20 protein-coding genes are annotated in these 20,118 nt (G+C 71.7%); 4 read left to right on the forward strand and 16 right to left on the reverse strand.

The window, feature by feature from the left end; all coding sequences use genetic code 11:
- Positions 1 to 2: 2 nt before the first annotated feature.
- From IFT51_RS02615 to ubiE, 4 genes are all read right to left on the reverse strand, one after another.
- A complete protein-coding gene (locus tag IFT51_RS02615) occupies positions 3 to 491 on the reverse strand; it encodes a YajQ family cyclic di-GMP-binding protein (RefSeq protein WP_192058798.1) in 489 nt (162 codons plus the stop codon).
- Positions 492 to 604: 113 nt separating this feature from the next.
- Positions 605 to 1,981 (reverse strand): FAD-dependent oxidoreductase, encoded by a 1,377-nt coding sequence (locus tag IFT51_RS02620; protein ID WP_192058800.1) that lies wholly within the window; start codon positions 1,979 to 1,981, stop codon positions 605 to 607.
- A gap of 86 nt (positions 1,982 to 2,067) precedes the next feature.
- Complete coding sequence (locus IFT51_RS02625) at positions 2,068 to 3,186, reverse strand: polyprenyl synthetase family protein (RefSeq protein WP_192058802.1); 1,119 nt, start codon at positions 3,184 to 3,186, stop codon at positions 2,068 to 2,070.
- On the reverse strand, positions 3,183 to 3,920 hold the full coding sequence (gene ubiE, locus IFT51_RS02630; protein WP_243215408.1) for a bifunctional demethylmenaquinone methyltransferase/2-methoxy-6-polyprenyl-1,4-benzoquinol methylase UbiE: 738 nt from the start codon (positions 3,918 to 3,920) through the stop codon (positions 3,183 to 3,185). The genes IFT51_RS02625 and ubiE overlap by 4 nt, the downstream gene beginning before the upstream one ends.
- Before the next feature lie 72 nt (positions 3,921 to 3,992).
- Here ubiE and IFT51_RS02635 point away from each other — a divergent pair, with 72 nt between their 5' ends.
- Positions 3,993 to 5,225, forward strand: a complete 1,233-nt coding sequence (locus tag IFT51_RS02635) for an isochorismate synthase (RefSeq protein WP_192058804.1) — start codon at positions 3,993 to 3,995, stop codon at positions 5,223 to 5,225.
- The gene (locus tag IFT51_RS02640; RefSeq protein ID WP_371740651.1) at positions 5,222 to 6,673 is read left to right on the forward strand and encodes an MFS transporter; all 1,452 of its coding nucleotides are present in this window, start codon (positions 5,222 to 5,224) and stop codon (positions 6,671 to 6,673) included. The genes IFT51_RS02635 and IFT51_RS02640 overlap by 4 nt, the downstream gene beginning before the upstream one ends.
- A 70-nt stretch (positions 6,674 to 6,743) precedes the next feature.
- Here the strand turns inward: IFT51_RS02640 and IFT51_RS02645 are convergent, their stop codons facing one another.
- The 3 genes from IFT51_RS02645 to IFT51_RS02655 form a co-directional block, all read right to left on the reverse strand.
- Positions 6,744 to 7,595, reverse strand: coding sequence for a PPK2 family polyphosphate kinase (locus IFT51_RS02645; protein WP_192058806.1), 852 nt, complete (start codon positions 7,593 to 7,595; stop codon positions 6,744 to 6,746).
- Positions 7,596 to 7,693: 98 nt separating this feature from the next.
- Positions 7,694 to 9,562 carry a 2-succinyl-5-enolpyruvyl-6-hydroxy-3-cyclohexene-1-carboxylic-acid synthase gene (gene menD / locus IFT51_RS02650; RefSeq protein WP_192058808.1) on the reverse strand — a complete coding sequence of 623 codons (1,869 nt, stop codon included), beginning with the start codon at positions 9,560 to 9,562 and terminating at the stop codon, positions 7,694 to 7,696.
- Between the two features lie 7 nt (positions 9,563 to 9,569).
- Positions 9,570 to 9,929 carry a PLD nuclease N-terminal domain-containing protein gene (locus IFT51_RS02655; RefSeq protein ID WP_192058810.1) on the reverse strand — a complete coding sequence of 120 codons (360 nt, stop codon included), beginning with the start codon at positions 9,927 to 9,929 and terminating at the stop codon, positions 9,570 to 9,572.
- 109 nt (positions 9,930 to 10,038) lie between these two features.
- Between IFT51_RS02655 and IFT51_RS02660 the strand changes: the two genes are divergently transcribed.
- Positions 10,039 to 10,305 carry a DUF4229 domain-containing protein gene (locus tag IFT51_RS02660; RefSeq protein ID WP_192058812.1) on the forward strand — a complete coding sequence of 89 codons (267 nt, stop codon included), beginning with the start codon at positions 10,039 to 10,041 and terminating at the stop codon, positions 10,303 to 10,305.
- Between the two features lie 30 nt (positions 10,306 to 10,335).
- Here IFT51_RS02660 and IFT51_RS02665 read toward each other — a convergent pair whose 3' ends face one another.
- The 4 genes from IFT51_RS02665 to IFT51_RS02680 all read right to left on the reverse strand — a co-directional run bounded on the left by IFT51_RS02665 (position 10,336) and on the right by IFT51_RS02680 (position 13,919).
- Positions 10,336 to 11,280, reverse strand: a complete 945-nt coding sequence (locus tag IFT51_RS02665; RefSeq protein ID WP_192058814.1) for a 1,4-dihydroxy-2-naphthoate polyprenyltransferase — start codon at positions 11,278 to 11,280, stop codon at positions 10,336 to 10,338.
- A gap of 9 nt (positions 11,281 to 11,289) precedes the next feature.
- Positions 11,290 to 12,474, reverse strand: coding sequence for an AMP-binding protein (locus tag IFT51_RS02670; protein WP_192058816.1), 1,185 nt, complete (start codon positions 12,472 to 12,474; stop codon positions 11,290 to 11,292).
- Between the two features lie 73 nt (positions 12,475 to 12,547).
- On the reverse strand, positions 12,548 to 13,456 hold the full coding sequence (locus tag IFT51_RS02675) for a 1,4-dihydroxy-2-naphthoyl-CoA synthase (protein WP_192058818.1): 909 nt from the start codon (positions 13,454 to 13,456) through the stop codon (positions 12,548 to 12,550).
- Positions 13,457 to 13,526: 70 nt separating this feature from the next.
- Complete coding sequence (locus tag IFT51_RS02680) at positions 13,527 to 13,919, reverse strand: hypothetical protein (protein WP_192058820.1); 393 nt, start codon at positions 13,917 to 13,919, stop codon at positions 13,527 to 13,529.
- 74 nt (positions 13,920 to 13,993) lie between these two features.
- Between IFT51_RS02680 and IFT51_RS02685 the strand changes: the two genes are divergently transcribed.
- Positions 13,994 to 15,010: an o-succinylbenzoate synthase gene (locus IFT51_RS02685; RefSeq protein ID WP_371740652.1), complete on the forward strand. Its 1,017-nt coding sequence runs from the start codon at positions 13,994 to 13,996 to the stop codon at positions 15,008 to 15,010.
- Between the two features lie 203 nt (positions 15,011 to 15,213).
- Here the strand turns inward: IFT51_RS02685 and ccsB are convergent, their stop codons facing one another.
- Genes ccsB through IFT51_RS02710 form a run of 5 tightly spaced genes read right to left on the reverse strand, consistent with a single transcriptional unit; the run spans position 15,214 to position 20,075 of the window.
- Positions 15,214 to 16,224, reverse strand: a complete 1,011-nt coding sequence (ccsB, locus tag IFT51_RS02690; RefSeq protein ID WP_371740653.1) for a c-type cytochrome biogenesis protein CcsB — start codon at positions 16,222 to 16,224, stop codon at positions 15,214 to 15,216.
- Positions 16,221 to 18,011 carry a cytochrome c biogenesis protein ResB gene (locus tag IFT51_RS02695; RefSeq protein WP_192058824.1) on the reverse strand — a complete coding sequence of 597 codons (1,791 nt, stop codon included), beginning with the start codon at positions 18,009 to 18,011 and terminating at the stop codon, positions 16,221 to 16,223. Before IFT51_RS02695 ends, ccsB begins: the two co-directional genes overlap by 4 nt.
- Positions 17,995 to 18,798: a cytochrome c biogenesis protein CcdA gene (locus IFT51_RS02700; protein ID WP_192058826.1), complete on the reverse strand. Its 804-nt coding sequence runs from the start codon at positions 18,796 to 18,798 to the stop codon at positions 17,995 to 17,997. The genes IFT51_RS02695 and IFT51_RS02700 overlap by 17 nt, the downstream gene beginning before the upstream one ends.
- A complete protein-coding gene (locus tag IFT51_RS02705; RefSeq protein ID WP_243215822.1) occupies positions 18,799 to 19,431 on the reverse strand; it encodes a TlpA disulfide reductase family protein in 633 nt (210 codons plus the stop codon).
- Positions 19,428 to 20,075 carry a histidine phosphatase family protein gene (locus IFT51_RS02710; RefSeq protein WP_192058828.1) on the reverse strand — a complete coding sequence of 216 codons (648 nt, stop codon included), beginning with the start codon at positions 20,073 to 20,075 and terminating at the stop codon, positions 19,428 to 19,430. The genes IFT51_RS02705 and IFT51_RS02710 overlap by 4 nt, the downstream gene beginning before the upstream one ends.
- Between the last annotated feature and the right edge of the window lie 43 nt (positions 20,076 to 20,118).

Consider the following 20,118-nt stretch of genomic DNA (forward strand, 5'->3'; position numbering starts at 1 on the left):
GACTACCTGAAGTTGACGAACTGCAGATCGACCTCGAGGTCGGCCTTCTTCAGCAGAGCCATGGTGGCCTGCAGATCGTCGCGGCTCTTCGACTGCACGCGCAGCTCGTCGCCCTGGATCTGGCTCTTGACGCTCTTCGGCGCCTCGTCGCGGATGATCTTGCCGATCTTCTTCGCCTGGTCCTGCTCGATGCCCTCTTTGAGCGCGGCCTCGATGCGGTACTCCTTGCCGCTGGCGAACGGCTCGCCCGCGTCGAGGTGCTTGAGGCTGATGCTGCGCTTGATGAACTTCGACTCGAGCACGTCGAGCACGGCCTTGACCCGCTCTTCGGTGTTCGCCTTCAGCAGCAGCTTCTCGCCGCTGTAATCGACGGACGCGCCCACGCCCTTGAAGTCGTAGCGCTGCTCGATCTCCTTCTGCGCCTGATGGAGGGCGTTGTCGACCTCCATCTTGTCGACCTTGCTGACCACGTCGAAAGAACTATCTGCCATGCCGGACAGCCTAGCGACACCCTCCGACGGTGGTCCCGCCGGACGCACCACGGGCCGCCCACGGCCAGCACGGTCGCAGGGCGGCCCGGACGTCCGGACTCAGGAGGCGGGGGTCAGGCGGTCTGCCCGGCCTCGGCGCGCGAGACGCGCACCATCTCGTCGCGGGGGACGACCTTGACGCGGACCCGCTCGTGCTCGTGGGCGGCCCCGAGCGCCTGCTCGTGCTCGTCGAGGCGGTGCCAGCCCTCGAGGTCGGTGTAGGCGACGCCGCGCTCGGCGAGCAGCGCGGGGACGGCCTCGGGGTCGGTCTCGGCGGGCTGCCACCAGCTGGCCTGGTCGTTGATGACGTGCGAGACGGTCTCCATCGCGTCGCTCTTCGTGTGACCGATGAGGCCGACGGGGCCGCGCTTGATCCAGCCGGTGGCGTAGACGCCGGGGACGATCTGGTTGTCGTCGTCCATCACCTGGCCCTCATGGTTCGGGATGACGCCGCGGCGCTCGTCGAACGGGATGCCGTCGAGCGGCGAGCCGAAGTAGCCCACGGCCCGGTAGACCGCCTGCACGGGGACGTCGCGCACCTCGCCGGTGCCCTCGACGCCACCCTGGCCGTCGGGCCGGGTCCGCTCGTAGCGGAACGCCGAGACGCGCCCCTGCTCGTCGCCGACGATCTCGACGGGCTTGGCGTAGAAGTGCAGGTGCAGACGACGCGAGGCCTCGCCGACCTCGCGCTGACGCCACTGGTTCAGCACCTTGTCCATCACGAAGACCTGCTTGTTGGTCGCGATGGCCGTCTTCGACGCCTCGTCGTGGTCGAAGTCCTCGTCGTAGACGATCATGTCGACGTCGCGGAGCTCGCCGAGCTCGCGCAGCTCGAGCGGCGTGAACTTGACCTGCGCAGGGCCGCGCCGCCCGAAGACGTGCACGTCGGTGACGGGCGAGGCCTTGAGCACCTCGTAGACGTTGTCGGGGATCTCCGTCGGCAGGAGGTCGTCGGCGTGCTTCGCGAGGATGCGCGAGACGTCGAGCGCGACGTTGCCGACGCCCACGACCGCGACGGAGGAGGCGTCGAGCGGCCAGGTGCGGGGCACGTCGGGGTGACCGTCGAACCAGCTGACGAAGTCGGCGGCGCCGTAGCTGCCCTCGAGCTCGATGCCGGGCACGTCGAGATCGGCGTCGCGGATCGCACCGGTCGAGAAGACGACGGCGTTGTAGTGCTTCTTCAGGTCGTCGAGGGTGATGTCGACGCCGTAGCGCACGTTGCCGAAGACGCGGATGTCGCCGCTGTCGAGCACGTCGCGCAGGGCGTTGACGATGCCCTTGATGCGCGGGTGGTCGGGTGCGACCCCGTACCGGACGAGGCCGTAGGGCGCGGGCAGCTGCTCGAACAGGTCGATCTGGACGTCGAAGCCCTTGGGCGCCTTGAGCAGGATGTCGGCTGCGTAGATGCCGGCTGGTCCGGCTCCGACGATGGCCAGTCGCAAGGTGGTCACGGTGTTCTCTCTCTCGCTGAGGGGCTCGGCGATGCGAGCGGGTTGACGGTGATGCGTGATTCGGGGACGAGGAGGGGCGGTGCCGGTCAGGCGGACCGCTCGACCACTCGATCGGCGAAGCGGGTCAGGGCCTTCTTCACCGGGCCGGAGGGCAGCGGGGCGAGGGCGTCGAGCGCCTCGCGCGCCCACCGGTGGGCCTCGAGGCGGGTGCGCTCGGTGACGTCGTGCTCGCGCAGACGCCGGACCACGTCGGCGAACTCGTCGTCGAGGGTGGTCTCGGCGGCGTTGCGCGCGGACTCGTCGATCTCGGCCCCGTCGACGTCGCCGTGGGTCGCCTCGACGATGCGGTCGATCTCGGAGAGCAGCGCCGAGGCCTCGAGGTCGGTGCGGGCGAGCTCGCGCAGATAGAGCACGGGGAGCGTGACGACACCGGCGCGCAGGTCGGTGCCGGCCTTCTTGCCCGTCTCGGCGGGCTGGTCGGAGAGGTCGATGACGTCGTCGATCAGCTGGAAGGCGATGCCGATCTTCTCGCCGAACTCGGCGACGGGCGCGAGGTACTCGCGCGGTGCGCCGCTGAACATGACGCCGGCGCGGGCCGCCGTCGAGATGAGCGAGCCGGTCTTGTCGGCGAGCACGTCGATGTAGTGGGCGATCGGATCGTCGCCTTCGCGCGGCCCGATCGTCTCGTGCAGCTGACCGAGGCAGAGCCGCTCGAACGTCTCGGCCTGCAGCAGGATCGCCTCCTGGCCGAGACCGGAGACGATGGTGCTGGCCCGGGCGAAGAGCAGGTCTCCGCTGAGGATGGCGACGTTGTTGCCCCATACGGCCTGCGCGCTCGGCACCCCGCGGCGCATCTGCGCCTCGTCCATGACGTCGTCGTGGTACAGCGACGCGAGATGAGTGATCTCGGTGGCCTGGGCCGAGGCGACGATGCCCGGCGTCGCGCCGTCGCCCAGCTGGGCGATGAGGAGGGTCAGGGTCGGACGCACCCGCTTGCCGCCCGCGGCGAGCAGGTAGCGGGTGGTCGCGTCGGCGATCTCGTCGGCGAAGGCGATCTCGCGGAGCAGGCCCTCTTCGACGAGCTCGAGCCCGCTGTCGACGGCCGCGACGAAGCGCCGCTCGGCCGGTGTCGCGAAGAGCTTCTCGCCGAGCCCGAGCGAGGTGCCGAGGCTGTTGCGGTGGGTCGTCGGCCCACCCGCGCTCACGAGGTCGCCCGCTTCTTCGAGGAGGCGCGGGTCGACGGAGCGGACGGCTTGCGACCGCGGTGCAGCGCGACGATGCCGAACGACAGGTTGCGGTAGGCGACGCGGCTGAATCCCGCACCGCGCAGCCACTGGCTGAGCACCTGCTGGTCGGGCCACTGGGCGATCGAATCGGCGAGGTAGGTGTAGGCCGGGCCGTTGCTGCTGGCGAAGCGCGCGATGAACGGCATGCCGAAGCGGAGGTAGGCGCGGTAGGCGGCGCGCAGCAGACCGAAGGGCGGTGTCGAGAACTCGCAGACGACGAGACGACCGCCGGGCTTGAGGACCCGGTTCATCTCGGCGAGCGCCACCTGGGGGCGGTTGACGTTGCGGAGGCCGAACGAGATGGTGACGGCGTCGAACGTGGCATCGTCGAAGGGCAGCTTCTCGGCGTCGCCCTCGATGAACTCGATCTCGGGGTGGCGCTTCCGCCCCACCTCGACCATGCCGTGGCTGAAGTCGAGGGCGACGACCTCGGCACCGCGCTTGGCGATGGCCGCGGAGCTGGTGCCCGTGCCCGCTGCTATGTCGAGGACCCTGTCGGCGGGGCCCGCCCCGATGGCCTTCACGGTGGCCACGCGCCAGAGGACGGCGTTGCCGGCCGACAGCACGTCGTTGGTGCGGTCGTAGTTCGCGGCGACGCCGTCGAACATCGACGCGACCTCTGCGGGTTGCTTGTTCATGTCGGCCTTGGTCACGAGGAGCGATCCTACCGGCACCTCCGGTGCATAGCCCGAGTGTGAAGCACGCTCCGCGAGTAGTCTGTCGCGGTGGACCTCCCGTCGTTCCGAGCCCCGTCGTTGTCCGTGCGCAGCACGCGGATCGACCACATCAGCCCCCTCCTCGACGTCGTCGATCGACGCGACCCCCTGATCTTCGTCCGGGGCGGTGCCGGGATGGCCGGCATCGGCGAGGCCCTCCGGCTCGAGTTCACCGGTCCGACCCGCATGACCGACGCGGCCGACGCCTGGCGCGAGGTCGCCGCCCGGGCCACCGTCGTTGACGAGGTCGGCGTCGCCGGCAGTGGTCTGATCGCCTTCGGCTCGTTCGCCTTCGACGACGAGTCGACCGACACGAGCGTCCTGATCGTGCCTCGGATCGTGCTGGGTCGTCGCGACGGCGTCGCCTGGATCACGAGGGTCGACGGTGCCGCGACGCCCGCGGCCATGCCGGTGGGCGCCTCCGTCCGACTGCGACTGACCGACGGCGACCTGTCGGCCGCGGGTTACGCCGACGCCGTCGCCCGCGCCGTCGAGGCGATCGAGCACCGCGACGTCAGCAAGGTCGTGCTGGCCCGCGACCTCGTCGGGCGGATCCCCGCCGAGGCCGATCTGCGCCTCGTCGCGGCGACCCTGCTGACGGCCTACCCCGACTGCTACACCTTCGCGGTCGACGGGCTGATCGGCGCGAGCCCCGAGACGCTCGTCCGCACCGAGCGAGGCGAGGTGACGGCGCGCGTGCTGGCCGGCAGCGCTGCCCGGGGCGTCGACGCGGCCAGCGACGAGCGCGCGGCCCACGCTCTGGCGACCTCGCCGAAGGACCTGGACGAGCACTCGTACGCGCTCCGCAGTCTCCTGCTCTCGCTGGGTCGGCATGCCGACGGCATCGTCACGGCCGAGCAGCCGTTCACCCTCAAGCTCCCGAATCTGTGGCACCTCGCGAGCGACGTGCGAGGCCGCCTCACCGACGGGTCGAGCTCTCTCGACCTGATCGCGTCCCTCCACCCCACGGCCGCCGTCGCCGGCACCCCCACCCAGGAGGCGCTGGCTCTGATCCGAGAGCTCGAACCGTTCGACCGCGGTCGCTACGCCGGCCCGGTCGGCTGGGTCGGCGCCGACGGCGACGGCGAGTGGGCCATCGCTCTCCGCTGCGCCCAGGTCTCCCCCGACGGCACCGTCCGGGCCTTCGCCGGGGCCGGCATCGTCGCCGACTCCGTGCCGGATCGCGAGGTCGCCGAGACCCGCATGAAGTTCCAGCCCGTGGTCGGGGCGTTCGCGCAGTGACGCCACCCGCGCCTCCTCGGGATCCCGCGGGGCCCGGCCGGCTCGACGCGGAGTCCGCACCCGGGTCGTGGTCGCGACCGGTGGCGCTGGTGGTGGCCGCGGCGTTCTTCATGGAGAACCTCGACGCCACGATCCTGTCGACGGCGACCGCCTCCATCGCCCGCGACTTCGAGGTCGTGCCCGCCGAGGTGGGGATCGCGGTGACGAGCTATCTCGTCGCGGTGGCGGCGTTCATCCCGCTCGGGGCCTGGCTCGCCGAGCGGTGGGGCGCACGTCGGGTGTTCCTGGCCGCGATCGTGCTGTTCACGGTCGCCTCGCTCGCCTGCGCGCTCAGCGGCGACCTCGTCTCGCTGACGGCCTCGCGTGCCGTCCAGGGTCTCGCCGGCAGCATGATGGTGCCGATCGGGCGCCTGATCGTGCTGCGCAGCACCGAGAAGTCGGAGCTGATCCGCGCCATCGCGTACCTCACCTGGCCCGCCCTGGTGGCACCGGTCATCGCGCCGCTCGTCGGCGGCCTGCTCACCGAGCACCTCGGCTGGCAGTGGGTGTTCCTCGTGAACGTGCCCGTCGGGGCGGCGCTGCTGGTCGCCGCGTGGCGCGTGATCCCGGCCGTGCCTCGTGCCCCGCGCGCCCGTCTCGACGTCGTCGGGCTCGGCCTCGTCGTCGCCGCGGTCGTGTCGGGGGTGGTGGCCTTCGAGCTGCTCGGCGGCGCCCCGACCGCCGTCACGGGCGCGGGGCTGCTCGTGCTCGCGGTGCTGCTGGTGCTCGCCGCCGGCCGCTGGTTCCGTCGGGTGGCGCACCCCCTGCTCGATCTGACGGCGTTCCGCATCCCGTCGTTCCGGGTGACGAACCTCAGCGGCTCGGTCTACCGCGCCGTCGTCAACGGGGTGCCCTTCGTCGTGCCCCTGCTGCTGCAGGACGGCTTCTGGTGGTCGCCCGCCGAGGCCGGTCTGATGCTCACCTGGGTCTTCGTCGGCAACCTCGGCGTCAAGCCGTTCACGACGCCGCTGCTGCGGCGTTTCGCGGTCATCCCGATCGTCACCGTCTCGACCGTCGGCCTCGCTGCGACGTTCGTGGGGGCGGCCCTCGTGACGGCCGAGACGTCGCCCGTGGTCATCGCCCTGGTGCTGCTCGCGAGCGGGGTGTTCCGCTCGGTCGGCTTCACCGCCTACAACACGCTGCAGTTCGCCGACGTGCCGCCCGAGCGCCTCGGTGCGGCGAACGCGCTGTCGTCGATCACCGGCCAGCTCGCCGTCGGACTCGGGGTCGCTCTGACAGCTCTGGTGGTCCGCATCGCCGACGGCGTGCTGGGGACGACCGGCGTCGGCGACCCGACCGGCTACCGCATCGCCCTGATCGTGCTGGCGGCTCTGGCTCTGGTCAGCATCGTCGAGGGTCTCCGCCTGCCGCGCGGCACGGGGGCGTCGCTGCGGGCGGCCCCGCGCTGAGGCGACCCCGCGCTGAGACGACCCCGAGCTGAGACGGCCGCGAGCGGGCGACCCGCGGGGCCTCCGGCGCCTAGGTGGACGAGAGGCGGGTCTTCTCGAGCTCGACGTCGAACTCGGCGCTCGGCCACTCCGGGCGGCGTGCCGCCAGGGCGTCGATCAGGAGGCGCTGCACGGCCACCCGGGCGTACCACTTCCGGTCGGCGGGGATGACGTACCACGGAGCCGAGTCGGTCGACGTCCGCCTGATCGCGGTCTGGTAGGCCTCCTGGTAGTCGTTCCAGAGCAGGCGCTCGTCGAGGTCGCCGGGGTTGTACTTCCAGTTCTTCTCGGGGCGGTCGAGTCGTTCGCGCAGCCTCGACTTCTGCTCGTCGGACGAGATGTGCAGCATCACCTTGACGACGGTCGTGCCGGCCTCGGCCAGCTCGCGCTCGAACTCGACGATGTCGTCGTAACGACCCTCGACCTCCTCCGGCGAGGCGAGGCGGCGCACCTTGCCGATCAGGACGTCCTCGTAGTGCGACCGGTCGAAGACGCCGATCATGCCCGGGCCCGGCAGCTCGCGGCGCACGCGCCACAGGAAGTCGTGCGCGAGCTCCTCCTCCGTCGGGGTCTTGAAGGCGTGGTGCGCGACGCCCTGAGGATCGACGGCTCCGACCACGTGACGGACGATGCCGCCCTTCCCCGCGGTGTCCATGCCCTGCAGCACGAGCAGCACGGAACCCTTGTCGCCGCCATGGCGGCTGGAGGCGAAGAATCTCTCCTGCAGGTCGCCGAGAGTGTCACGACCGGACTCGAGCGACTGCGCGGCGTACTGCTTGTCTCCCGCGAACCCGGGCGTCGACGACGGATCGATCGCCGCCAGGTCGACGGCGTCGTCGGCTCGGAGGGACACGGCGGGCGGGGTCGTCCAGGTCTTGGCCATGGGTCGAGCCTACGACTCGGGCGTGAAGCGGGGACCAAGACCGCGGGAGGCCGTGAGCCGGCCGCCCGGAGGCCGGACATCGAGCCGCCGTCGGCGGGTCAGCGGACGAGCGGGACCTCGATCAGCACAGGGCCGTCCCAGCGTCGGGCGAGGTCACGGTCGAGCTCGGCCCGGGTGCCCGCGCGTGAGTACTGCCACCCGTAGGCCGCGGCCAGGGCCGACAGCTCGACGCTGTGCGGGGTGAACTGCACACGGGTCATCGCGTCGGCGGGGGCCGTGGCCGCCACCTCGAGCCCGTCGAAGATCGTCCCCCCGCCGTCGTTGCCGACGATCACCTGCAGGCGGGGTCTCACCTCGCCGTCGCCGAAGAGCATCGAACCGACGTCGTGGAGCAGGGTGAGATCGCCGAGCAGCACCCGCGTGACCCCCGGGCGCGACTCGTCGAGCTGACTCGCGTAGGCGATGCCGGTGGCGGTGGCGATCGTGCCGTCGATGCCCGCGAGACCCCGGTTGGCGTGCACGGGGATGCGCTTGCCGGGCACGACCTCGTCGACCTCCCGGATCAGGCGGGACGCACCGAGCACGAGTCGGTCGTGGGGCCAGGTGACGCGCCACAGGGTCTCGGCCAGGGCGCGACGGGAGACCTCACGACGCAGCAGCGCCACCTCGCCGCGGAGGAACGCGGCCCGCTCGGCGGGTTCGTCGCTCGTGGCCGACTCGAGGTCGGGCGCGGACTCGTCGTCGCCGACCACGAGTCGTCCGGCCTGGACCCAGCGACCGACCCAGGCGCGATGCGGGCGGTCTTCGGGCGACGGGCCGTCGGCGGCGGCACCCGTGGCCGTCACCGTGGCGGTGGCCGTCGCCAGGGCCGCGGCGTCGTCGACCGCCGCCGCGTCGGCCTGGTGTCGGCCGTGCCGCCGTGGCTCGACTGCCGCGGCGCCCTCGGGGACATCGACGGCGTCGACGACGCGGGCGTCGCGGCCCGGGTCGTAGGCCTCGGGCGACGAGCCGCGGACGACGATCACCTCGACGTCGGACCGCTGGATGAGTGCCGGGATCTGCCGGGTGAGGGTGGGGTGACCGAAGACGATCACGCGTCGCACCGCGCCGCCGAACGCGTGCTCGCCGAGCAGCGCCCGATAGCCCAGCGCCAGGTTGGGGCCGAAGTGCGCGCCGCTCGAGACCTCGGCCACGAGCGGCGCACCGAGGGCACGGGCGACTCGCTCGGCCTCGTCCGTCGCCGCGTGACCGGCCACGACGATCGTCGCCGGGACCCTGTCGACCTCGAGGGCGAGACGGGACACCGGGGAGGCGCGGGTCACCGCATCGGGGCGGGCGTCGGGGATCCGCACGACGGGCGCCGACAGGGGCTCTCGGAAGGCGATGTTCAGCTGCACCGGCCCGGGGGCGGGCAGATCGCCGTACGGCGAACCCCCGGCCGCCTGCCGGTGGCCGAGGGCGGCGGAGACGGCGTCGTGCGCGAGGGCGCGGACGGCGTCGACGTCGACCGGCCCCTCGACGGGGGCCTCGACGTCGCGGACGAACGCGACCGCGCGACCGAAGAGACCGGGTTGGTGGGTGGTCTGGTTGGCGCCGATGCCCCGCAGCTCGGTCGGTCGGTCGGCGGTCAGCAGCACCAGGGGCACCCCGGAGTGATGGGCCTCGAGGACGGCCGGGTGCAGGTTGGCGACGGCGGTGCCCGAGGTCGTGATCACGACGACGGGTGCGCCGGTCTCGACGGCCAGCCCGAGGGCGAGGAACGCCCCCGATCGCTCGTCGATGCGGACCCTGAGGTGGATCCGCCCCGAGCGCTCGAGCTCGGCGGCGGCCAGCGCCAGCGCCTGCGAACGGGAGCCGGGGCTGAGGACGACATCGCGGACGCCGACGTCGACGAGGGCGGACAGCAGCTCGACGGCGTAATCCGTCGCGGGGCTGCCGCTCGACTGATCGTCGCGGTCGCTGGACATGGCCGGCTTACGCTGTGCCCGTCTTGCCGTCTTCGTCGAGCTCGGAGAGCTCCTGCTCGAGGCGACGGATGCGCTCGTCGGTGGTCTCGCGGTCGAGATCGCTGATGTTGGAGGCCGAGCGACCGGAGAACTCGGGGTCGTCGTCGGGAGCGACGAACCGGCGCCGTTCGGGCTGCCGGTTCTTGCGGTTCTTGCCGAGGAGGAACCAGAGGATGGCGCCGATCACGGGCAGGACGACGATGATCAACGCCCAGAGGGGCTTGTTCAGAGCACGGAACCTGGAGGCGTCCGCGAAGAGGCAGTCGACCAGGGCGTAGATGATGAAGGCAGCGGCGATCACGATGCCAACGACGTACAACCTCACCATTCCTCGACTATAGGCGGCGTCCCGGTGCGGATCCTGACCGTGGGCCCTTCCGTGGCCGACCTGTGATCCACCCGGCTGGGGCACGGTCTCGCCGCCGTAGAATCGCCGGGTGAAACCCTGGGTCAAGTACACGTTCATCCGTCTCGGGATCTTCGCAGTGGCGCTGGCCGTCCTGCTCGTGATCCGCATCGACCCCTACATCGCGACGATCGTCGCGGCGATCGTCGGGCTCTGCGTCTCGTACATCTTCTTCGCACCGCTCCGACGTCGTGTCGCCCTCGACCTCGCCGAGCGTCGATCGAAGCCCGAGACGCGTCACGGCGACGACATCGCCGAGGACGAGGAGATCCGCCGCTCCGACCGCGACGACGTCTGAGCGTCGAGCGGAGCGCAGTCGGGCCGCAGCCTAGAAGTACAGGACCGCCGACAGCGCCAACGCCCACAGCAGCGCCGTCAGCGACGACAGCTGCAGGGCGAGGATGAGCTCGCGCGGCGTGCGACCGGTGACGCCGATGATGGCCGCGGGGATGGCCGCGATCAGCGTGAAGTAGACGTACGGCGCATCGAAGTACAGGAACCCGAAGTACGCCAGGATCAAGAACGGCAGCAGCAGGAAGAGCGCGTAGAGCGCCCGCGCGACCGGGTCGCCGACCACGACCGCCAGGGTGCGCTTGCCCGCGGCGGCGTCTTGGGGGATGTCGCGGATGTTGTTGACCATCAGCACCGCGCAGGCGAAGAGCCCCGATGCGACGCCCGCGATCCAGGCGTCGGCCGGGAACCGGTCGAGCTGGACGTACGTCGTGCCGACGGTCGCGACGAGGCCGAAGAACACGAAGACGAAGACCTCGCCGAGGGCGTTGTAGCCGTAGGGGCGCTTGCCGCCGGTGTAGAACCATGCGGCGACGACGGCGGCGGCCCCCACGGCGAGCAGCCACCAGTGACCCGAGAGAATCACGACGGCGACACCGGCCGCGGCGGCGACGGCGAACGAGCCGAGCGCGACCCGGAGGACGCTGCGGGGACGGACGGCCCCCGAGGCCGTGAGCCGCGACGGCCCGACCCGGAAGGCGTCGGTGCCCCGGATGCCGTCGGAGTAGTCGTTGGCGAAGTTGACGCCGATCTGCAGGAGGACGGCGACGACCAGGCACAGCACGGCGAGGAGGAGGTCGCTCGACCCGTTGGCCTCGGCGACGCCGGTGCCGAGCGCGACCGGCGCCACGGCCAGGGGCAGGGTGCGCAGACGAGCGCCGCCGATCCAGTCGCGGGCGGTCACCCGCCGCGCGGGCTGCCGACCGGGTCGCCCGCCGGGTCGTCCGCCGGGTCGTGCCTTCTTGCTCTTCGTCTTCGCCACGGCTCGATTCTAGTTCGGCCGGTCGCCCCCGACCGCGCGCTCGAGGGCGCGACGATCGGGCTTGCCGCTCGAGAGGAGCGGCAGCGCGGCCAGCACGACGACGCGATCGGGCGCGGCCGCCCGCCCTGCACGCTCGACGACCGCCCGCCGCAGCTCGAGCAGATCGGGCGCCGCGCCCGTGGTCACGACGACGGGCACCTCGCCCCACCGGGGGTGCGGGGAGCGCACGACGACGGCGGCGTCGAGTCCGGGTCGTTCGCGCACGACGCGCTCGACCACCCCGAGCGAGACCTTCTCGCCGCCGGAGACGATGACGTCGTCGAGGCGTCCCGTCACGGTCAGCACGCCCTCGTCGGACACCGTGCCGTGGTCGCCCGTGCGGTACCAGCGGAGGCCGTCGCGCGTCGTGAGCGCCGCCTCCGTCCGCTCGGGGTCGGCCAGGTACTCGTCGAACAGCGACGGCCCGCTCAGCTCGATCTGCCCGTCGACGATCTCGACCCGGGTGCGACCGACGGGCACCCCGTCGTAGACGCAGCCCCCCGAGGTCTCGCTCGCCCCGTAGGTGCGGACGATCGGGACGCCGAGGAGGCGCGCTCGGGCGATCAGGGACGCCGGCGTCGCCTGCCCCCCGACCAGGACCGCCGCGAACCCGCGCAGGGCCCCGGCGACACCGGCGTCGTCGGGTGCGGACCCGGCCTCTGCGGCCTCGGACCCCCGCTCCGCTTCGGCGGCGTCGAGCAGGGCCGCGAGCTGGGCGGGCACGAGCGAGACGTAGCGCACCGGGTGGTCGAGTCGCCGGGCCGCCCGGACGAAGGCGCGCGGATCGAAGCCGCCCGGCCCGAGCAGCACCGGCTCGGTGCCGGCGGTGATCGACCGCACGAGCACGTTCAGACCGGCGATGTAGTGGGCGGGCAGGGCGAGCAGCCACTGACCCGGACCGGACAGCGCCTGGTCGGCGGCGGCGGCCCCGGCCAGGAGGGCGTCGGCGGAGAGGGCGACGCGCTTCGCGTGACCGGTCGACCCGCTCGTCTCGACGACGAGCGCGACGGCCACCGGGACGGTCGCGGGGAGGTCGTCGGGCACCCGGTCGTCGGTGCGGGGCGCGACGGCCGGGCCACCTGCCAGGGCGACCCGGAGGGCCTCGAGCACGGCGCCCTGGTCACGGGCGTCGATCGGGCGGAGGGGGCGGGTCATGCGCCGCGCCTCCTCGGCTCGCGGAGCCGGCCTCGCGACGCCCGACCCGCGAGCCCGGCGTCGACGACGGGCATCAGTACTGCCAGGGGAACGGCGACCAGTCGGGCTCGCGCTTCTCGAGGAACGAGTCGCGACCCTCGACGGCCTCGTCGGTGCCGTACGCCAGGCGCGTGGCCTCCCCCGCGAAGACCTGCTGCCCGACGATGCCGTCGTCGGTGGCGTTGAACGCGAACTTGAGCATGCGGATCGCCGTCGGCGACTTGGTGAGGATGGTGCGCGCCATCGCGAGGGCCTCGCGCTCGAGGTCGGCGTGCGGGACGACGCGGTTGACCGCGCCCATCTCGTACGCGCGGTCGGCGCTGTACTCCTCGGCCAGGAAGAACACCTCACGGGCGAACTTCTGACCGATCTGCTTCGCGAAGTAGGCGCTGCCGTAGCCGGCGTCGAACGAGCCGACGTCGGCGTCGGTCTGCTTGAACCTGCCGTGCTCGCGGCTGGCGATCGTCAGATCGCAGACGACGTGCAGCGAGTGACCGCCGCCGGCCGCCCAGCCCGGCACGACGGCGACGACGACCTTCGGCATGAAGCGGATGAGGCGCTGGACCTCGAGGATGTGCAGGCGACCCGCCGACGCCGGGTCGGCCACGTTCGCCTGATCGCCCTCGGTCTTGTAGCCGTCGCGACCGCGGATGCGCTGATCGCCGCCGCTGCAGAACGCCCACCCGCCGTCTTTCGCGCTCGGCCCGTTGCCGGTCAGCAGGACGACGCCGATGCGGCTGTTCATCCGAGCGTGATCGAGCGCCCGGTAGAGCTCGTCGACGGTGTGCGGACGGAAGGCGTTGCGGACCTCGGGCCGGTCGAACGCGACCCTCGCCACCCGCCCGTCGACGCTGTGGTGGTACGTGATGTCGGTGAGGCCGTCGAACCCGTCGACCTCTCGCCACTCGGTGGGGTCGAACAGGTCGGAGACGGCGTCGCTCATGCGCCCCAGCCTACGACCGGCCGCCGACGCCGGGGTGCGGGTGACCGGGTGCGGGTGACCGCGGCGCGGGTCAGAAGGCGGGGAGCACCCGGGCGAGCAGGAAGACGAGCACGAACGGGTTCGCCAGCACGCTGAGAAGAACCGCCGCCACGGCGAACCAGCGACCGCGGCGGAGGACGACCGCGACGAGCGCGACGACCCCGACGACGATCGACGCCAGCATCGTCACGAGCGCGATCGTCGCGGCCGGGGTGACCAGGTCTCCGGCCAGCAGCGCCACCGCGATGCCGTCGAGGGCCAGCAGAGCGAGCGCCAGCACGAACGTCACGACGCCGAGACGCCGAGATGCCGCAGGACGATCGCCGACCTCGACGCCCGAGGCGTCGTCGGCCAGGATGTCGAGGCCCTCCTGTGCGGCCGGGCGGGTGGTGGGGTCGTTCGGGTCGTTCTCTGCTGCGGCCATGGCCCACGATGCTACCGAACCCCCGGTGCGCCAGGGGCCGCCCGGGGTCGAGCCCGCGGTGCGAGACTGGCCCCGTGTCGAACAGCAGCCCCGCCCCGCGCGCCGCGCCGCGCCTCCCCCCGCTCGCCGATCTGCTCGACGACGCGCACGTCGTGCAGCTGCCGCTCCGCACGAGGTTCCGAGGCCTGGACGCCCGCGAGGCCCTCGTCGTCGAGGGCCCGAACGGCTGGACCGAGTTCAGCCCGTTCGTCGAGTACGGCCCCGCCGAGGCGAGCGCCTGGCTGGCGGCGACCATCGACTTCGGGTGGGGCGTCGAGCACACGACCCGCGCCTCCTCGGTGGCCGTCAACGCGACGCTGCCGACCGTCGCTCCCGGCGAGGTGCGGACGGTGCTCGACCGCTACCCCGGCTGCCGCACCGTCAAGGTGAAGGTCGCCGACCCCGGCGAGACGCTGCGCGACGACGTCGCCCGCGTCGCCGCCGCCCGCGAGTACATCGGAGACAGCGGTCGCGTGCGCATCGACGCGAACGGCGCATGGACGGTCGCGCAGGCCGAGGAGGCGCTGGTCGCCCTGGCCCCGTACGCCCTGGAGTACGTCGAACAGCCGTGCGCCACGGTGCCCGAGCTCGCGGAGCTGCGGCGTCGCACCGCCGGGCTCGGCGTGCCCGTCGCCGCCGACGAGAGCGTGCGCAAGGCCGCCGACCCGCTCGCCGTCGCCCGGGCCGGGGCCGCCGACCTGCTCGTGATCAAGGCGCAGCCCCTCGGCGGGATCACGGCCGCGCTCGACATCTTCGTCGCCGCCGGGCTGCCGGTCGTCGTGTCGAGCGCCCTGGACACCTCGGTGGGGCTGAGCATGGGCGCCCACCTCGCCGCCGCGATGCCCGAGCTGCGGCACGACTGCGGACTGGGAACGGCCGCGCTGCTGGCGGCCGACGTGACGCGAGCGCCGCTGCTGCCGGTGGACGGAGCGATCGAGGTGCGCCGCGTCGACGTCGACGTCGACCTGCTGCGGCGGCACGCGGCGAGCGACGACCGACGGGAGTTCTGGCTGGAGCGGCTCCGCGCCTCCTACGCCGTGCTCGCCGGCTGAGGGCGGCGGCACACAGCGGCAGCGGCAGTGGCAGTGGCAGTGGCAGTGGCAGTGGCAGTGGCAGTGGCAGAAACGTACCGCGGCGGGTTCCCGTCACTTGGGGCGGGTCAGCGCTGACCCGCCAGGGATGACGGGAACCCGCCCGACCCCGATCGACACACGCAGCGCGGGTCGGCGGCGGCGCGGATCAGACGCGGCGCGGGTCAGAGGCCGGAGTAGGCGTGCAGACCCTTGAAGAAGACGTTGACCACGGAGAAGTTGAACATGACGGCCGCGAAGCCGATGATCGACAGCCACGACGACCGCGAACCGCGCCAGCCGCGCGTCGCCCGCGCATGGATGTAACCGGCGTAGAGCACCCAGATGATGAAGGTCCAGACCTCTTTGGTGTCCCAGCCCCAGTACCGGCCCCACGCGCGCTCGGCCCATACGGCGCCGGCGATGAGGGTGAAGGTCCAGAGGACGAAGCCGACGAGCGCCACGCGGTACGCGAGGTCTTCGAGACGATCGGCGCCGGGCAGCGTCTGCATGAAGCCGAGACCGGCGAGCTTCGCCTGCTCGCGACGCGTCTGGATCAGCTGGGCGATCGACAGGCCGGCCGCGATGGCGAAGAACCCGGTGCCGAGGATCGCGACGAGCACGTGGATGACGAGCCAGGCGGACTGCAGTGCGGGCTGCAGCGGCACGACGGCGACGTAGTAGTTGACCGTGCCGATGGCGAGCAGGATCAGGTTCAGACCCATCACGTACGCGCCGAGGAACGAGATGTCGACGAACTGCTTGACCAGCAGATAGACGCCCACGATGATCGCCGTGCCGGTCAGCGAGAACTCGAACATGTTCGCCCACGGCACCCGCTCGGCGGCGACGCCTCGCATGATCACCGAGGCGACGTGGACGACGAGGCCGAGGACCATCAGCGACGTGGCGACGCGTTCGAAGCGCGACGGGCGGCGACGACCCGACGAGTCGGTCGTGTCACCGCCGACGGTCGTGGCCGGGCGGTCGAGCACCACGGTCGACGAACCGCGTGCGGTCGAGGCCGAGGCCACCGGCGCGCGACCGCCGTCGAGACGCGACGCCTCTTTCGCCGCGAGCTGGGCGTCGCCGGAGCGCTTCGCCAGGTCGAGCGCGTAGGCCACGAACGAGATCGTGTAGATGGCCATCGCCGAGTAGACGGCGACGAGCGAGTAGTAGGCGAGGTCGGCGGTCACGAGGAGAGCTTACGTCCGTCGGGTGCGGGCGACGACTCGTCGTCTCTCGACGTCGAAGCGGTTGTCTCACCCGAGGCCACCGCCTTCGCCGCCTCGGCGGGCACGCCCAGCCCGGTCAGATGCGTTCGGGTGATGTCGCCCACGGCCCTCTCGAGGGTCGGATCCTCGCCGCGGGCGAGACCGGCGTACTCGAGCACGAGACCGGACCCGGTGTCTCGGGCCTTGACCCAGACGCGGCGTCGGGGCACGAACAGCGCCGTGAGCAGACCCGCGAAGCTGAGGCCGGCGAAGAGCAGCACCCACAGCTGCGACGGGTCGTGATGCACGTCGAACGACGCGAAGCGCTTGACGCCGTCGAAGGTCACGGTGCCCAGCCCGTTCGGCAGATCGGCGGTCTCGCCGGGGGTGACGCGGATGGCGCTCGTGTCGGCGTCGGCACCCGCCACCTCGGTCAGCCCCACGGTGTCGAGGGCGTAGACCGATCGCGGCACCCCGTCGTCGAGCCCGAGGTCGCCCGTGTAGACGTTGAGGCTGAGCACCGGGTTGAGCGTGTCGGGGTAGTTCGAGGCCAGCATGCCCGACTCGGTGTCGACCGCCGACGGGTAGAAGAAGCCGATCATGCCGAGCTGTTCGGGCGACGAGTCGGGCACCTTGATGACGCCCTGCGACATGAGGTTCGTGTTCTGCGGCAGGAACGGGACGGTGTCTCGGAAGGCGACGTCGCCGTCGCCGTCGCGCACCGTCACGTCGACCGCGTAGCCGTTGCCGAGCAGGTACACGTTCGAGCCGCCGATGGCGAGCGGGCTGTTGACCTTGATCTGACGCTTCTCGTCGTCGTCACCGTCTTGCGTGCGGGTCGTGACATCGGCGGTGTAGTCGAGGGCCTGCCCGAGGGCGTCGCGGTTCTGCTCCTCGTAGTCGGTCGTGAACCGGTCGAGGGTGATGCTGAACGGGTCGAGCTGCGAGTCGTCGAACCACCGACCCGGGTTGAACGAGTCGTACGAACCGAGCACGTTCGTGAAGGTCTGACCCTCGACGACGACGCGCTGACCGGCGTAGCCGAATCCTCCCCCGACGCCGACGGTCAGCAGCACGCCGACCAGCGCCGCGTGGAAGACCAGGTTGCCGGTCTCGCGCAGATAGCCGCGCTCGGCGCTGACCGAGTCGGCGAAGACCTCGGTGCGGTAGCCGGCGCGCTTCAGCTGCGCACGGGCCGCCTCGACGGCGGCGGCGGGGGTGACGGAGGGCCGACCCGCGCCTCCTCCGCTCTGATCGATCGTGACCGTCCGGTAGCCGGCGAGACGCGACAGCCGGGCCGGGGTCTTGGGCGGACGGGCGCGGAGGGCTTCGAAGTGGTGCTTCGTCCGCGGGATGATGCAGCCGATCAGCGAGATGAACAGCAGCAGGTAGACCGCCGAGAACCACGGCGACGAGTAGGTGTCGAAGACGCCCAGCTTGTCGAGGATCGGGAACAGATCGGGGTTGTCGGTGCGGTACTGCACGACCCCGTTCGGGTCGGAGGTGCGCTGGGGCACGAGCGAACCGGGGATCGCGGCGACCGCCAGCAGCATGAGGAGGAACAGCGCCGTCTTCATGCTGGTCAGCTGCCGCCAGAAGAAGCGGAGGTAGCCGATCGGGCCGAGTCGCGGCTGCGTCACCCCGTCGCCGCCCCTGCCCTCGGACGGAGCCCGGACCGAATCGACGTGATCGCTCGGCCGCAGCGGATCGGCGGAGGCGTCGGTCTCGTCGGCCGGCGTCAGCGGCTCGCGGTCAGACGATCGTGCCATAGCTCGCGATCACCGACCCGAGACGGGACATCAGATCGGACCAGAGGCCCGACACCATGAGCAGGCCGATGACGATCAGGATGGAACCTCCGACGATGTTGACGGCGCGCATGTGCCGCTTGACGAACGAGATCGACCGCGACGCCCAGCCGAAGCCGAGGGCGACGAGCAGGAACGGCACGCCGAGTCCGATGCAGTAGAAGAGGCCGAGCAGCACGGACTGCCCGAGCGACGCGGAGTCGAGCGACATGGCCGTGATGGCGGCCAGGGTCGGACCGATGCAGGGTGTCCAGCCGATGCCGAAGACGATGCCGAGCAGCGGGGCCCCGGCCAGACCCGTGGCGGGCGTGACCGGCAGCTTCAGCGTGCGCTGGAAGAAGCCGAACTGCCCGATGAAGACGAGACCCAGCACGATCACCACCAGGCCCATCAGCCGCACGATGAGGTCGCGCCACTGGATCAGCCAGAAGCCGGCGGCCGCGAACGCGAGGTTGGCCCCGACGAAGACGACCGTGAAGCCGGCGACGAACAGGAGCACCCCGAGCACGACGCGACGGCGATCGCGGCGGGCGGCTGCGGACACGGCGTCGGGCGTCGGCGCCGCGTCGCCACGGGCCGCGGGGACCGATCGACCCGTCAGCCCGCCGACGTAGCCGAGGTAGCCCGGCACGAGCGGCAGCACGCACGGCGAGAGGAACGAGATGAGACCGGCCAGGAGGGCGACCGGGAGCGCGACGGCGAGCTGCCCGCTCACCACCGCCTCGAAGAAGGGATTGCCCTGGTACACCTAGGACTGCTCGGCGAGGGTGTCGGACACCAGGGTGTCGAGGATGCTCGGACCGTCGAGACCCCCGAGGATGCGCGCGGCGATCCGGCCCTGCTGGTCGAGGACGATCGTGGTCGGCACGGAGTTCGGTGCGATCGTGCCGGCGAGGGCCAGCTGCACGGCCCCGTCGTTCGTGTCGACGACCGACGGGTAGCCGACGTCGAAGGTGCGGGCGAAGGCCTGCGAGGTCGCCGCCTGGTCTCGGACGTTCACGCCGATGAACTGCACGCCCTGGTCGGCGTAGTCGTCGTTGACCTGCTCGAGGTCGGGGGCCTCGGCGCGGCAGGGCGGGCAGCCCGCGTACCAGAAGTTGAGGACGACGACGTCGCCGTCGTAGTCGGATCGGGACAGCGTCTCGCCCGTGTCGGTCTCGCTGGTGAACTCGACGGGGTCGCCGCGGTCTTCGGGGGCGATCTCGGTCACGGTGCCGCTGCCCGAGATGTAGTTCTCGGTGGTGCCGTCGCCGAAGTCGGCCGCGAGGTCGTCGTTCTGGGAGGTGCAGCCCGTCAGGGCGAGAGCCACGACGGCGGCGCCGGCGAGCACCCGCGAGATCGTGGTCGCCCGACGGGTGGTGGAGGTCTTACGGGTGGTCACACTGCTCCAAGATCGACGGCGGAATCGAGCAAGTCTCGCGCGGGATCCTGATAGCCCACCTCGACGAAGGCGTCGCCGCGACGTTCGAGGGTCGTGACGCTCGACAACGAGCACCGACGGCGCCGGGGGTCGTGGAACAGACGGGCGCCGGTGACGCTGCGGTGCACCATCCAGATCGGCAGCTGGTGGCTGACGAGCACGACGTCGCCGGTGTCGACCGAGGCCCAGGCGTCTTCGACGGCCGCGAGCATGCGCGACGCGATGCTGACGTAGGCCTCGCCCCAGCTCGGCTTCAGCGGGTTGACGATCCACGGCCACTCGGCGGGGACGGCGAGCTGCTTGCGGATCGTGAAGTCGGACCGACGACCCTCGTACTTGTTGGCCGGCTCGACGAGACGATCGTCGACGGCGACCGTGAGACCGAAGCGCTCGGCCCAGGGCGCGGCCGACTCGCGGGTGCGCTGGAGGGGGCTCGCGGTGACGGCGACGACCGGCGCACCCTGCTGCTGCAGCATGTCGGCCGAGGAGGCGGCCATCCGGTGCCCGAGATCACTGAGGCCGAAGCCGTCGAGACGGCCGTAGAGCACGTGCTCGGGGTTGTGCACCTCACCGTGCCGGACGAGGTGGATGTGCTGGGCGGGCATGCCCTCCAGTGTAGGTCGAGGCCCCGCGCACACCTCCCTCACG

Source organism: Frigoribacterium sp. CFBP 13712 (assembly GCF_014842255.1).
Classification (GTDB): domain Bacteria; phylum Actinomycetota; class Actinomycetes; order Actinomycetales; family Microbacteriaceae; genus Frigoribacterium.

What these genes read in the sequence shown, in the direction of transcription:
- IFT51_RS02615 (WP_192058798.1), bottom strand. Translation starts at nt 491, where the DNA reads ATGGCAGATAGTTCTTTCGACGTGGTCAGCAAGGTCGACAAGATGGAG.
- IFT51_RS02645 (WP_192058806.1), bottom strand. Translation starts at nt 7,595, where the DNA reads ATGGCCAAGACCTGGACGACCCCGCCCGCCGTGTCCCTCCGAGCCGAC.
- menD (WP_192058808.1), bottom strand. Translation starts at nt 9,562, where the DNA reads ATGTCCAGCGACCGCGACGATCAGTCGAGCGGCAGCCCCGCGACGGAT.
- IFT51_RS02655 (WP_192058810.1), bottom strand. Translation starts at nt 9,929, where the DNA reads ATGGTGAGGTTGTACGTCGTTGGCATCGTGATCGCCGCTGCCTTCATC.
- IFT51_RS02670 (WP_192058816.1), bottom strand. Translation starts at nt 12,474, where the DNA reads ATGACCCGCCCCCTCCGCCCGATCGACGCCCGTGACCAGGGCGCCGTG.
- IFT51_RS02675 (WP_192058818.1), bottom strand. Translation starts at nt 13,456, where the DNA reads ATGAGCGACGCCGTCTCCGACCTGTTCGACCCCACCGAGTGGCGAGAG.
- IFT51_RS02680 (WP_192058820.1), bottom strand. Translation starts at nt 13,919, where the DNA reads ATGGCCGCAGCAGAGAACGACCCGAACGACCCCACCACCCGCCCGGCC.
- IFT51_RS02695 (WP_192058824.1), bottom strand. Translation starts at nt 18,011, where the DNA reads ATGGCACGATCGTCTGACCGCGAGCCGCTGACGCCGGCCGACGAGACC.
- IFT51_RS02710 (WP_192058828.1), bottom strand. Translation starts at nt 20,075, where the DNA reads ATGCCCGCCCAGCACATCCACCTCGTCCGGCACGGTGAGGTGCACAAC.